Below are 13,065 nucleotides of genomic sequence, written 5' to 3'. Positions count from 1 at the left end.
TTGTGCGAGTCGGGAACGCGCCGGGCGGCCCGGCGGGCCGGCGCGCCGGCGGTCCTACGCGGCGTCGAGCGTCAGGCGCTCACGGACGACGTCCGCGAGCTCCTCGGCGACGCGCTGGGCGTCCTCCTGCGAGGCGGCCTCGACCATCACGCGGACGACCGGCTCGGTGCCGGACGGGCGCAGCAGCACCCGGCCGGTGTCACCCAGCGCCAGCGTGGCGGCAGCGATCGCGTCCTGCACGCCCTGGTCCTGCAGTCCGTGCCGGTCCACGCCCTTGACGTTGAGCAGCACCTGCGGGAACACGGTCATGCACGCCGCCAGCTCGCCGAGCGTCTTGCCGGTCCGCGCCATCTCGGCGACGAGGTGGAGGCCCGTCAGGACCCCGTCGCCCGTCGTCGCGTAGTCGTTGAAGATGATGTGGCCGGACTGCTCGCCGCCGAGCGAGTAGCCGCCCTCGGTCATCTTCTCGAGCACGTAGCGGTCGCCGACGCCGGCCTCGATCACGGTGATGCCCGCGTCCGCCATCGCCCGCTTGAGCCCGAGGTTCGACATCACCGTCGCGACGAGGGTGTCGTCGATCAGTCGGCCGCGTTCCTTGAGGGACAGCGCGAGGATCGCCATGATCTGGTCGCCGTCCACCGCGTTGCCCTCGGCGTCCACCGCCAGGCACCGGTCGGCGTCGCCGTCGTGCGCGATGCCGACGTCGGCTCCGGCCTCGAGGACCGCACGAGCCAGGTTGTCGATGTGGGTCGAGCCGACACCGTCGTTGATGTTGATGCCGTTCGGGTCGGCACCGATCAGCGTCACCTTCGCGCCGGCGTTGACGAACACCTCGGGCGAGACCCCGGAGGCTGCCCCGTTGGCGCAGTCGAGCACGACGTGTATGCCGTCGAGCCGGTGCGGCAGCGTGCCGAGCAGGTGCACGACGTAGCGGTCCTCGGCGTCGGCGAAGCGCGTGATGCGCCCGACTTCGGCACCCGTGGGGGTGGGTGCGGACTGGTCGTGCATGGCCGCTTCGATGCGGTCCTCGACCTCGTCCGGCAGCTTGCGGCCGCCAGCGGCGAAGAACTTGATCCCGTTGTCCGGCGCGGGGTTGTGCGACGCCGAGATCATCACGCCGAAGTCGGCGTCGATGTCCGCGACGAGGTACGCCGCTGCGGGGGTGGGGATGACCCCGGCGTCGAGGACGTCGACGCCGGCGGAGGCGAGCCCGGCTGCCACGGCAGCACCCAGGAACTCGCCGGAGACGCGCGGGTCGCGCGCCAGCACGGCCTTGGGGCGCGTGCGACCGGACGCTCGACGAGCGTCCGCATGGTGTCCGTGCGTGAGCACGGCCGCGCTCGCCTGGGCAAGGCCCAGTGCGAGCGCGGCCGTCAACTCGCCGTTGGCGAGGCCACGAACGCCGTCGGTACCGAACAGACGCGGCATGCGATCTCCCGCCGTCAGGCGATCAGCGCTTCGAGAACTGCGACGCCTTGCGGGCCTTCTTGAGACCGGCCTTCTTGCGCTCGATGACGCGGGCGTCACGGGTGAGGAAGCCGGCCTTCTTGAGGGCCGCGCGGTTGTTCTCGCGGTCGATCTCGTTCAGGGTGCGGGCGATGGCGAGACGCAGCGCGCCGGCCTGACCCGAGGGGCCGCCACCCGTGATGCGGGCGGTGACGTCGTACGAGCCGAGAAGCTCGAGGACCTTGAACGGGTCGTTGATCAGCTGCTGGTGCAGCTTGTTCGGGAAGTAGTCCTCGAGGGAGCGGCCGTTCACGACGAACGTGCCGGAGCCCGGGACGAGACGGACGCGGGCGATGGCCTCCTTGCGGCGACCGACGGCACCGCCCGAGACGTTGAGGATCTGACGGGGAGCCGCCTCCGACGCGACGGGCGCGCTCTCGGTGGTGAAGGTCTCCGGGGTCTGGTCGATGGAGTCAGCGATCTGAGCCATGAGTGTTTTCTCGTTCCTGGAAGTCGTCGTGGCCGCTGTTACTGCGAGACCTGGTCGAAGGTGTACGGCTTGGGCTGCTGCGCCGCGTGGGGGTGCTCAGCGCCTGCGTAGACCTTGAGCTTCTTGAGCTGCTCGCGACCGAGGGTGTTCTTCGGCAGCATGCCGCGGATCGCCTTCTCGACGGCGCGGGTCGGGTGCTTCTCCAGCATCTCCGGGTAGGTGGTGGCCGTGAGGCCGCCCGGGTAACCGGAGTGACGGTAGTAGACCTTCTTGGCGAGCTTCGACCCGGTCAGGGCGACCTTGTCGGCGTTCACGATGATGACGTAGTCACCCATGTCCATGTGCTGGGCGAAGGTGGCCTTGTGCTTGCCGCGGAGGAGGGCGGCGACGTGCGAAGCGAGGCGGCCGAGCACGACGTCGGTCGCGTCGATGACGATCCAGTCGTGCTGGACGTCTGCCGGCTTCGGGGAGAACGTACGAGTCACAGGAGTGCTGCTTTCGTGTCGAGGTGAGGAGTCCGTGAATCCCACTCCGGTGGGCGTTCCCGCGGGCAGATGCCCGGTGAACGACCCGGTGGAGGGCCCATCTGACTGTCTGGCGCAACAGAGCGCGCAGACCAAGAGATGAGCCTAGTCGACGCCGATCCTCCCGGTCAACCGCGCATCGCTCCCCGACACCACGGACGGGAGGCGCGGCACGGGTCGGACCCGTGTCGCGCCTCCCGTCGGTGGCCGTGTCCAGTGCGCGGTCAGACTGCGCTGCGACCCGTCGTCCGACGACGACGGAGGGCGAGGAGCCCGCCACCGGCGGCGAGGAGCGCGAGCGCCGCCGCGAGGCCACCGCCGATCTCCGCACCGGTGAAGGCCAGGCCGCCCGCGGTCGTCCCACCCGCACCCGGGGTCGTGCCCGCACCACCGGCGATCGGCGCCGGGGTCGGGTCGGCCGTGGGTTCGTCGTCCGTGCCGGGCTCCGGCGTGGGCTCGGGCGTCGGGCCGCCCGGCGCCTCGGCCGCGGTCAGGTCGAACCCGACGAGGATCGGGTCGTGGTCGCTCGCGCGGTACACGTCGTCCGTGTAGAGGTCCGAGACGTTCACGTTGTACCGGCTGTACTCCAGGCCCACCGACTCGGTCGAGTTGATGTTCCAGATGTCCACGCCCTGCACGGTGGCGAGCGCTGCCGGCGACGCGAGCACGTGGTCGAGGGAACCGCTCAGACCGCTGAACACGTACGAGTACTCGGTCCGGTCACGCGCCGGGGCGAGGTCGGTGTACCCGGCGTCGCGGAGCACGACCATCGGGTCCTCCTCGCTGTACGCGTTGAAGTCACCGATCAGGAACGTCTTGTCGGTGCCGTACTGCGCCTGCATCGCGGCGGAGAAGGTCGTGAGGGCTCGGGCCTGGCGCACGCGGTCCGCGTTCGAGGCGCCCTGGCCGTCGCCCTGGTCGGCGTTCTCGCCGGTGCCGGAGCCCTTCGACTTGAAGTGGTTCGCGATGACCAGGAAGTCGTCCTGGACGGTCCCACCGACCGGGCGGAACGCGTCGGCGACCGGCTGGCGCTGGAAGACGTCGGAGTCGGTGAGGATCGTCGACTCGGCGGTCGGAGCGACCCGGGCCTTCTTGTAGATGAGGGCCAGGCGGATGACGTCCTCGTCGGTGGCGAGCTTCGTCGGTGACGGGACGTACGCCCAGGTGTCGGAGCCGGTGGCGGCGTTGAGCGCGTCGACGAGGGTGGCGACCGCGGCGTCCCGGTCCTGCCCGAAGGCCGCCGAGTTCTCGATCTCCTCGAGCGAGACCACGTCGGCGCCCAGGCCGTTGATCGCCGTGACGATCTTCACCTGCTGGCGTGCCAGGTCCTCCGGCTCGGCGGCGCCGCGGGCGTCACAACCGGAGTCCACCGTGATCGGGTCACCCGTGCGGTCCCGGAAGTACGTGCAACCGGTCAGCTGGTCGCCCGTGGTCGGGAAGTAGTTCAGGACGTTGAACCCGGCGAGCTTCAGGTCCCCACCGACCGCGGCGGGCGCGGCGGTGCGCACGTCCGAGAACGTCGCGGGCAGGTCGGCCTTCGGGGTCGCGCCGGTGATCGGCGCCGTCGGCTGGAACTTCCAGGCGTTGTTCCGGTAGTCGAGCACCACGGGTGCGGTGAACGTCGCGGTGGCGCCGACCGTGACCGGGCCCGCGTTCGTCAGCCAGGGCACGGGGATCGACCGGGCCGACTGGTCCTGGTCGTCACGGGGCAGGAAGTTCGTGCTCGCGCCGTCGTCGAGCGTGACCTTGCGCGCTGCGTTGTCGGCGGCCACCGCGGCGGCCTCGGCGCTGCCCGGGCGGGCGACCTCGGTCGGCTGCAGCAGACGTCCCGGGCCCGTGGCGAGCGCGATCTCGCCGTACTGGTTCGTCGTGTAGTTGTCGGCGACCGTGTAGTCACCCTGCGGGGCGACGAGCATGCTCTCGAGCATCTCGCGCTCGGCGTCCGTGCGGGGGAAAGCCACGGCGGCCGGGACCGGGGCGGCGGCCGGGGTGGTGAGCTCCGTCAGCCCGGCGGCGCTCGGGACGGTGAGCTCGGTGAGGCCGTTGAACTCGGACACGGTGCCGGTGACCTGGACGTGGTCGCCGATCGCGACCAGTCCGGCCGTGGCGGCGGAGTAGACGTACAGGCCGTCGGAGGCGGTCCGCGCGGCCAGGGTGGTTGCGCCTCCCGTGCCCGGCGTCTGGATCGTGTACCCGTTGAGCCCACCGGTGGCGTACACCGCGGTCACGACACCGCTGGTGGTGACGGTCGAGCCGACGAGCGGCGAGGTGTCCGTCGTGCCCTGGATCTCGGGGATGGTCGCGGCGACGGGGGTCGTCGGCGGGGTCGTGCCGCCACCGCCCGGAGTCGGCGTGGTGCCGCCTGGCGCCGTCTCGCCGGCGGCGTTCCGCGGGGTGATCGACCGCGTCAGCGTGAAGTCCGCCGCGTTCGCGTCGGTGTCGGTCGTCCCCTGCCGGACGAGGGCGTCCGGGGTGCTGTTCGCGCCCGAGGGGTTCGTGGCCGGGGCGGTCTCCGACGTGTTCGCGGCACCGTACCCGAGCAGGTCCACCACGCCGGGCGTCCCCGTCGTGACCGCACCCGCGGGCAGCGACAGTGCCGTCGGCTGGTCGGAGAGGACGAGTGTCCCGCTCGCGCCGGAGGCGTTCAACGTCGAGACGACGTCGGGCGCGGGCAGTGCATCGCCGACCTTCCCGTTCGACGCTCCCTGCACGAGGTACGTGCCGTTCGCCGGGACGGAGCCGGTGAGCGGCACGACGGTGCTCGACGCTCCCGTGCCCGTCGCCGACCGGTACTGCAGCGACCACCCGTCGACGGACACCGCGGCGCCGGTCGGGTTGCCGATCTCGACGAACCGGTTGGTGAACGGCTGGTTCGCGCTGCCGCCCTTGAGGTACGCCTCGGTGATGACGAGTCCGGTGCCCGTCGGGTTCGCGGAGGCGGTGGCGACGGTGACGAGCGGTGCGGCGACCAGGGTCGCGGCAGCCGTGGCGCACAGCAGGGTGCGTCCGAGGGTTCGTGGCATGGGGACCTTCGGTTCGTGGTCGGGAGTGATCCCGTGAACCGTACGGGCCTGCGGGGACACACAGGTTACGACGAGGTGAAGCCTCTCCCCCGGACGAGGGTCGACCGGGTGTTCCATCCGGCCCGCGCGAGCAGCGACGCAGCCGCCGTCACCACGACGGGCTCGACCACTGCCTCACGACCCGGAGAGCACACGCAACAGCGCCACCCCCGCTGCAGCGACGTACCACCCCACGAGGTTCCCGCGTCTCCTCGCGAACGCCAGCGAGCCGGCCATGGCAGCCACCGTGACGACGGCCGCGACCCCGCGGATCGTCAGACCCTGGCCCGTCACGCCGACGACGCAGCACCCCAGGGTCGCGACGACCGCCAGGAGTGAGACGACGGCCTGGCGGATCCTGCCGCGTCCGAGCGACCCGGCGTCGGCCTCTCCAGTCATGCCCCTGCGGACGATGTCCATGGTGGTTCCCTCTTCGTCGCGGCTCCACTGCCGGTCGACCACCATGTCACATCTGCCGTTCCGGTACCGGTCGCCGATGCCGGGCAACGCCGTCACGCCTGGATCGGCACCCACTCCGACCCCACCCGGTGCACCGCCGGCCCGTGCCCCGGCAGCACGATCGCCGGGTAGGCCAGCGCCCGCGCCGACTCCACGGCGAGCGCCTGGTCCGCGCTGAAGAACGGTGTGATCATCCGCGGCCGTGGCGCCCACGCCGCGGGCTGCGTGTCGTGGTGCGTGACGACGGCGTCGCCGGTCACGATCGCGTCGGCAGCGGGCAGCAGGTACGCGGTGGAGCCGTCGGTGTGCCCCGGCACGGGCAGCGGCGTCATCGCCCGGCCCTCGAAGTCACGGGCGGTGAAGGCGCGCGCGCTCGGCACCGTCGTCGGGCGGAGGGCGTCCGAGGCGATCGCGCGGCCGAGCCAGCGCAGCACGCGGGGTGCGGCGAGGCGACCGCCGATCTCGGCCGGCGTCACCTGCTGGCGCGACGGTCCCCGGACGTTGTCGAGTTCGTCGGCGTGCGCCAGGACCTCGACGTGCGGGAAGCGCTCGAGGATCCCGGGCAGACCCCCGACGTGGTCGACGTGCCCGTGCGTGACGTAGACGCGGCGGAGCTCGTCGAGGTCGTGTCCGGCGAGCAGCACGCTGTCGAGCACCAGGTCGGTGTCGGCCGGGTAGCCCGCGTCGATGAGGGCGACGCCGTCCTCCTCCGCCAGGACGACCCAGTTCGACACCGGCCCCTCGACGAAGACCACACCGGGTGCGACGGAGACGACGGAGCGCGGAGCACGAGGAGCCATCCCCCGACGCTACCGCCAGGCGCTAGCGCCCGCCCTCGTCCGACAGGTCGCCGGGCCGGTGTCCCTCCGCGTCGCGACGGGCGCGTGTCTGGACGGCCCGCGCCTCCAGGGCGTCTTCGTCCGGGTACCCGACCTCGGTCAGGGTGAGTCCGCGGGCCGGGGCGGTGGTGAAGGCGCTGGTACGTTCCGCCGCGACGCGGAGCCCGTCGAGTTCGTCTGGCGTCAGCCGGCCTTCGCCGACGGCGAGGGTGCCGCCGACCATCGCGCGCACCATGGAGTGACAGAAGGCGTCGGCCTGGAGGCTCGCCACCAGCACGCCGTCCGGCTCACGCTCCCAGCGGAACTCCTGCAGGGTCCGGATCGTGGTCGCGCCGACCCGCGGCTTGCAGAACGCCGCGAAGTCGTGCAGCCCGAGCAGCCGCAGCGCACCCCGCTCCATGGCCGCCGGGTCGAGGCGCCCCGGGTACCAGGTCGTGTGCCCACGGCGGAGTGGGTCGCGGAGGGCGTCGACGTCGGCGACCCGGTACCGGTAGCGCCGCCAGAGCGGGGAGAACCGGGCGTCGAAGCCGGCCGGGGCGACGCGCACGCTGCGGACGACGACGTCCCCGTCGGCGCCGGCGAGCCCGTTGAGCCGTCGGACGAGCCCGCTGAAGGCGTCGCGGACGGTGCCGTCGGCGCTCGGACGCTTCGGCCGGGTCAGGGCGGCCCACTGGTCCGGGCCGAGGTCGAGGTGCGCGACCTGTCCGGTGGCGTGGACGCCGGCATCGGTGCGCCCGGCGACCGTCAGCCGGGGTGGTTCGCCCCACCGGGTGAAGACGGTGGCGAGGGCGTCCTCGAGCACACCCTGCACGGTCCGGAGTGCGGGCTGCCGCGCCCATCCGGAGAAGCCGGAACCGTCGTACGCCAGGTCGATCCGCAGTCGCACGCCGGTGTCGTCTGCGCCGGTGTCGTCTGGTGTCCGGGCCGTCTCGCTCACGCCCTCCACGGTACCGATGTCAGCGCCGCGTCAGTGCCGCGTGAGCGGTGCTCGGCAGTGTCCTCCCCGTACACGACGTCGACGGAAGGACACGACGATGACCACGACACCGCTCGCGGTGGAGGCCACTGGCCTCGTGAAGACGTTCGGCAGCAACCGGGCCGTGGACGGGGTCGACCTCCGCGTGGAGGCCGGCACCGTCTACGGGGTGCTCGGACCGAACGGTGCCGGCAAGACCACCACGATCAGCATGCTCGCGACCCTGCTCCGCCTGGACGGCGGCGAGGCGCGGGTGTTCGGCCACGACGTCCGCCGGGAGCCGCACGTGGTGCGGCAGCTCATCGGTGTGACCGGCCAGTACGCCAGCGTCGACGAGACCCTGAGCGCGACCGAGAACCTCGTCGTCTTCGGCCGGCTGCTCGGGCTGTCCCGGACGGAGGCGAAGCGGAAGTCGACGGAGCTGCTCGAGCGCTTCGGGTTGAGCGAGGCCGCACGACGACCGCTCCGCGGGTTCTCCGGCGGCATGCGCCGACGGTTGGACCTGGCTGCGAGCCTCATCGCGCAGCCGCCGCTGATCTTCCTCGACGAGCCGACGACGGGCCTCGATCCCCGGACCCGGGCGCAGATGTGGGACACGATCCGGGAGCTCGTCGCGACCGGGTCGACGGTGCTGCTGACGACGCAGTACCTCGACGAGGCCGACCAGCTCGCGGACCGGATCGCGGTGATCGACCACGGCCGGGTCGTGGCCGAGGGCACGAGCGACGAGTTGAAGGCCTCGGTCGGCACCGCGTCGCTGCAGCTCCGGCTGGCCGACTCGACGCCGGCACGACTGGCCGAGGCGTCCGACCTGGTGCTCCGCGTGCTCGGGACCGCGGCGGTGGCGAGCCCGGAGGGCTCCCGCCTGACCGCGCCGATGGCGGACCCCGACCGTGTCACCGACCTGCTCGTGTCCTTGCGGGACGCCGGCATCTCCCTCGCCGAGATGAGCGTGCAGAAGCCGACGCTCGACGAGGTCTTCCTCACCATCACCGGCGAGGGGGCGGGCGCTGGCACGCCTGCACCCGCCGCCCGCGCGCTCGAAGGGAGCAACGCATGAGCACGCTCACCACCCCTGACCTGGCCGCCGCACCGTCGGGTGCCCCGCGGGTCGCCCCGCGGCCGGGTGTCGGCGGATCCGGCCTGGCCGCGACCGTCCGGCAGTCGCTGACGATGGCGTACCGCGGGCTCATCAAGGTGCGGCGCACGCCGGAGCAGCTCTTCGACGTGACGCTCATGCCGATCGTCTTCACCGTGATGTTCACGTACATCTTCGGTGGCGCGATCGCCGGCGACGTCAGCAGCTACCTGCCGATCATCATCCCCGGCATCCTCGTGCAGACGAACATCACGTCGTCGATCGTCACCGGCGTGCAGCTCCGTGAGGACATGGACAAGGGCGTGTTCGACCGCTTCCGGTCGCTGCCGATCGCCCGGATCGCCCCGCTCGCCGGAGCGCTGCTCGCCGACACCGTCCGCTACGCGATCGCCACCACGATCACCTTCACCGTCGGGTTCATCATGGGGCTGCGTCCCGCCGGTGGCATCGGCGCGGTGCTGGTCGCCGGCCTGCTCGTCGTCGTCGTGGCCTGGGCGATCAGCTGGGTCTTCGCCTACTTCGGTGTCGTCGCCCGCACCGCGTCGAGCGTCTCGGGCATCTCGAACCTGGTGCTCTTCCCGCTGACGTTCCTGTCGAACGCGTTCGTCCCGGCGGACACGCTGCCGGACTGGCTGCACTGGTTCTCCGACGTGAACCCGATCTCGCACCTCATCACCGCGGTCCGCGACCTGGTCAACCACGGCACGGTCGGCGGCGACCTGTGGTTGAGCCTGCTCGGCGCAGCGGTCGTCGTCGCGGTGTTCGCCCCGCTCACAGTCCGCGCCTACATGCGGAAGGCCTGACCGCCTCGAGCGCCGCTCGCGCGGCAGCGACGGCCTCGGCCCGGGACATCCCGGCCGAGGCCGTCTCGGCGTCCACCACGAGGGCCTCGCCGACCGCGGCCACGACCAGCGGCCGGAGCCGTCCGTGACCGAGGACCGCGAAGTCCTGTCGGGCACCCAGACGGAGCGCACTGCCCCAGACAGCGGCGACGAGGGCCGGGTCGACTCCGCGGTCGATCGCCTCGAGCGCGGTGCCGAGGACGGCCGTCCCGACGACCGGCAGGTCGTTCCACAGCGACGGCATGCGGAGCGCGACCAGGGCGCTCACCCGGACCTGCCGGGCGAGGTCCGCACGGGCCTCCCGACCGGCGTCCTGGAGGCCCGCTGCGGCCCCGGCGGACCGGCCCTGCGCCGCCTCGTCCTGCGCCGCCTCGTCCTGCGCGGCCAGGAGCGCCGCACCGATGACCATCACCCACTGGCTCGCCTCGCGCCGGTGCGGCACCACCTGGTCCCAGGCCCGCCGGTACTCGACGACCGCGCGTGCGGGGTCTCCCTCGGTCCGTGCGACCTCGGCCCGGACCGCGTGCGCGAGCAGCGTCATCTGTGCCCGCTCCCCGCCGGGGCCGCCACCCGGGCCACCGACCGGTCCGGAACCGGGGGACGCCGGGAGCGCGGCGAGTTCGGCCGCCAACGAGCGGGCGCGGTCGACGTCCCCGGTCGCCGCGGCGCTCAACCCGACGCTCCACCCGACCTCGACCAGGTCGTCCTCGGCGCCGAACTGCTCGAGCCGTTCCCGGGCTGTGGCCGCCGCGGCGAGTGCCTGCTCGTACCGACCGAGCTGCCCGGCGAGCTGCGTCACCGAGACGGCAGCGGTGCCCGAGGTCCAGACGTCACCGGCCTGCTCGGCGAGCAGCCGCGCGCGGGTCGAGAAGCCGAGGGCGCGTTCGAGTTCACCGTCGTTCTCGGTCAACGGCGCGCTGAGCAGGTGCGCCAGGCACGCCACCCCGGTGTCCGGGTCCGCGCGGAGTCGGGTCAGGGCGCTCTCACCCGCGGCCCGACGGCCGAGGGTGAGGAGCAGCTCGGCCTGGGCGTCGACCACCGGGACGCCGGTCACGCCGGCCCGGCGCAGGCGGCGGAGCGCGGCGCGGGCGCGCACCGAGGTGCGGCGGTCGGAGAAGGCGGCGGTCGCGCAGGCGATGACGAGGCCGAGGACGGCGGCCGTGCGGACGCCGGTCGCGGGCTCGTGCTCGTACTCGGCCTCGGGCTCGGGCTCGGACTCGGCCTCGGGTGGGACGGTGCGGAGGACGGCCACGACGTCGGACGCGATCGCCGCGACCTCACCGTGCGCCCCGCGGAACGACCAGTACCCGGCGAGTGCCGAGAAGAGCGGCGCGACCGCGACGGCGTCCCCTGCGCGCAGGCTCCAGCGCAGCATCGTGACGAGGTTGTCGGCCTCTCGTTCGAGCACCCGGAAGCGCGCGACCTGGTCCGTGGTCCGCACGATGAACAGGTCGTGTCCGGCCGCGACCCGGCAGGCCCAGCGGGTCATCGCGGCGCGGACGTCCCCGGTGGCGCCGGACTCCTCCAGCCGTGCGGCACCGAACTCGCGGACGGTCTCGAGCAAGCGGTAGCGGACGGGCTCGCCCTCCTGCTCGACGAGCTGCACGAGGGACTGCTCGACCAGTTCGGCCAGGTCGTCGAGGGCGTCGTGCACCCGTGACGGTGCGGCGACCGCTTCGACGGCGTCGACGGACAGGCCGTCCGGGAAGAGCGCGAGTCGGGTCAGCAGGTCGCGGGCCCCGTCGTCGAGCAGTCGCCAGCTCCACTCGATGACGGCGAGCAGGGTCCGGTGCCGTTCCGGGGCCGACCGGTCGCCACCGCGGAGCAGCGCGAAACGGTCGTCGAGTCGTCGTTCGATCTCGTCGACGCTCATCCCGCGGATCCGCGCGGCGGCCAGCTCGATCGCCAGCGGTGACCCGTCGAGCCGGGTGCAGATCCGGCGGACCGCGTCGACCGGCAGCACCGCACCCGGTCGTGCCGCGCGTGCCCGGTCGGTGAACAGGCGGACGGCGGCCCCGTCGGCTTCCACCGGCAGTGGCGCCAGCGGTGCGACGACCTCGCCGGCGACCGCGAGCGGCGCACGCGAGGTCGTCAGGACCCGCAGTCCGGGCAGCTCCGCGAGCAGGTCGGCGGTGAACGCGGCGACGGGTTCGAGGATGTGCTCGCAGTTGTCGAGCACGAGCAGGGTGGGTTCCTCACCGAGCGCTCGGACCACCCGGCTCCGCAGGTCGGCCACCACGGCGTCCCGCAGGCTCCGTGCGCTGCGGACCTCGGCGATCCCCAGCAGCGCACCGATCGCGGGCACCACGTCCTCGCCGGTGGTGAGCGGCGCGAGCTCGACCACGACGACGCCGCAGGCAGGCGGGACCGTCGTCGCCGCGGCCTGCGCGAGTCGCGTCTTGCCGAGACCGCCGGCACCGAGGATCGTCACCAGCCGCGCCTGGGACAGGAGGCGCGTGACGGTGGCGAGGTCGGCCTCCCGTCCGATGAGCGCGTTCGGCGCGGCCCGCAGCCCGACCCGCCGGACCGAGCCACTGACGGGACCGGTGCTGCGGAGCACCTCGGCGTTGAGTCGCACCAGGTCGGCGGACGGGTCGGCGCCGAGTTCGTCGGACAGCCGGTCGCGGTGCGCGGCGAAGACGGCGAGCGCCTCGGCTGCCTGCCCGGCATCGGCGAGGGCACGGACCAGCCCGGCGACGGCTGCCTCGTCGAACGGGTCGGCCGCGGCCTCGTCGCGCCAGAGGGCTGCGGCGGCATCCGGGTCGCCACTGGACTGGAGGACCGTGGCGAGTCGACGACGGAGGTCCCGTCGGACCGCGCCCGCCCGGGCGGCGAGCTCCCCGGCCACGGAACCCTCGAGGTCCCCTCCGGGCTCGCCGCGCCAGCGGTCCAGGGCCGCGCGCAGCACTGGCGCGTCCGGGGTGACACCGAGCATCCGTTCGGCCGCACCGAGGTCGGTCGCGTCGGTGTCCACGCCGAGGGCGTACCCCGACGCGGTGGAGACGACGAGCCCGTCGGCGGTGGCGCGGCGGAGGCGCGAGACGAGCGTCTGCAGGGCCGCGCGGGCGCCTCTGGGTGGTTCGTCGGCCCACAGGTCGTCGATGAGGGACTCCGTGGTCACGGCGCGGCCGCGCGCCAGGACGAGTGCGGTGAGGAACGTCCGAGCCAGCGCCCCGGGGACCGGGACGAGGGCACCGGTCGGGTCCTCGGCGAGCACCGGACCGAGGACGGCGACACGGAGCTCGGGCACGCTCGGAGTCTAGGCGCGCCCCGTCACCCGATCGTGGTGGGACGGCCTCTGCTGCCGTCGCGCCCACCCGTACCCTGA

10 protein-coding genes are annotated in these 13,065 nt (G+C 73.0%); 2 read left to right on the top strand and 8 right to left on the bottom strand.

Annotated features, from left to right (window positions below):
• Nucleotides 1-54: 54 nt before the first annotated feature.
• The 7 genes from glmM to DEJ33_RS02170 form a co-directional block, all read right to left on the bottom strand.
• Nucleotides 55-1,428: a phosphoglucosamine mutase gene (gene glmM, locus DEJ33_RS02205; protein WP_111078756.1), complete on the bottom strand. Its 1,374-nt coding sequence runs from the start codon at nt 1,426-1,428 to the stop codon at nt 55-57.
• A 22-nt stretch (nt 1,429-1,450) separates the two neighbouring features.
• The gene (gene rpsI / locus DEJ33_RS02200; RefSeq protein WP_110903538.1) at nt 1,451-1,936 is read right to left on the bottom strand and encodes a 30S ribosomal protein S9; all 486 of its coding nucleotides are present in this window, start codon (nt 1,934-1,936) and stop codon (nt 1,451-1,453) included.
• 38 nt (nt 1,937-1,974) lie between these two features.
• A complete protein-coding gene (rplM, locus tag DEJ33_RS02195; RefSeq protein ID WP_110824221.1) occupies nt 1,975-2,421 on the bottom strand; it encodes a 50S ribosomal protein L13 in 447 nt (148 codons plus the stop codon).
• A 263-nt stretch (nt 2,422-2,684) separates the two neighbouring features.
• Complete coding sequence (locus DEJ33_RS02185; RefSeq protein WP_220034432.1) at nt 2,685-5,483, bottom strand: ExeM/NucH family extracellular endonuclease; 2,799 nt, start codon at nt 5,481-5,483, stop codon at nt 2,685-2,687.
• A gap of 174 nt (nt 5,484-5,657) precedes the next feature.
• Nucleotides 5,658-6,038 carry a hypothetical protein gene (locus DEJ33_RS02180; RefSeq protein ID WP_111194194.1) on the bottom strand — a complete coding sequence of 127 codons (381 nt, stop codon included), beginning with the start codon at nt 6,036-6,038 and terminating at the stop codon, nt 5,658-5,660.
• Nucleotides 6,035-6,781 (bottom strand): MBL fold metallo-hydrolase, encoded by a 747-nt coding sequence (locus tag DEJ33_RS02175; RefSeq protein ID WP_111194193.1) that lies wholly within the window; start codon nt 6,779-6,781, stop codon nt 6,035-6,037. The genes DEJ33_RS02180 and DEJ33_RS02175 overlap by 4 nt, the downstream gene beginning before the upstream one ends.
• A 22-nt stretch (nt 6,782-6,803) precedes the next feature.
• Nucleotides 6,804-7,757: a tRNA pseudouridine synthase A gene (locus DEJ33_RS02170; protein ID WP_375342135.1), complete on the bottom strand. Its 954-nt coding sequence runs from the start codon at nt 7,755-7,757 to the stop codon at nt 6,804-6,806.
• Nucleotides 7,758-7,854: 97 nt separating this feature from the next.
• Between DEJ33_RS02170 and DEJ33_RS02165 the strand changes: the two genes are divergently transcribed.
• Nucleotides 7,855-8,856, top strand: coding sequence for an ATP-binding cassette domain-containing protein (locus tag DEJ33_RS02165; RefSeq protein WP_111194192.1), 1,002 nt, complete (start codon nt 7,855-7,857; stop codon nt 8,854-8,856).
• Nucleotides 8,853-9,698: an ABC transporter permease gene (locus tag DEJ33_RS02160; protein ID WP_111194191.1), complete on the top strand. Its 846-nt coding sequence runs from the start codon at nt 8,853-8,855 to the stop codon at nt 9,696-9,698. Before DEJ33_RS02165 ends, DEJ33_RS02160 begins: the two co-directional genes overlap by 4 nt.
• On the opposite strand, the gene DEJ33_RS02155 is transcribed toward DEJ33_RS02160, so the two are convergent.
• The gene (locus DEJ33_RS02155; RefSeq protein ID WP_111194190.1) at nt 9,667-12,987 is read right to left on the bottom strand and encodes a BTAD domain-containing putative transcriptional regulator; all 3,321 of its coding nucleotides are present in this window, start codon (nt 12,985-12,987) and stop codon (nt 9,667-9,669) included. The two genes, DEJ33_RS02160 and DEJ33_RS02155, sit on opposite strands and share 32 nt — an antisense overlap.
• Nucleotides 12,988-13,065 lie beyond the last annotated feature (78 nt).

The sequence above is a fragment of the Curtobacterium sp. MCPF17_047 genome, from assembly GCF_003234045.1.
Classification (GTDB): domain Bacteria; phylum Actinomycetota; class Actinomycetes; order Actinomycetales; family Microbacteriaceae; genus Curtobacterium.
The sequence above is the reverse complement of the archived record's forward strand: the minus strand, read 5'-3'. Positions and strand labels throughout refer to the sequence as shown.

Bases quoted from the DNA above. Each gene is read 5' to 3' on its own strand.
- DEJ33_RS02185 (WP_220034432.1), bottom strand. From the start codon at position 5,483: ATGCCACGAACCCTCGGACGCACCCTGCTGTGCGCCACGGCTGCCGCG.
- DEJ33_RS02160 (WP_111194191.1), top strand. From the start codon at position 8,853: ATGAGCACGCTCACCACCCCTGACCTGGCCGCCGCACCGTCGGGTGCC.
- rpsI (WP_110903538.1), bottom strand. From the start codon at position 1,936: ATGGCTCAGATCGCTGACTCCATCGACCAGACCCCGGAGACCTTCACC.
- glmM (WP_111078756.1), bottom strand. From the start codon at position 1,428: ATGCCGCGTCTGTTCGGTACCGACGGCGTTCGTGGCCTCGCCAACGGC.
- DEJ33_RS02165 (WP_111194192.1), top strand. From the start codon at position 7,855: ATGACCACGACACCGCTCGCGGTGGAGGCCACTGGCCTCGTGAAGACG.
- DEJ33_RS02175 (WP_111194193.1), bottom strand. From the start codon at position 6,781: ATGGCTCCTCGTGCTCCGCGCTCCGTCGTCTCCGTCGCACCCGGTGTG.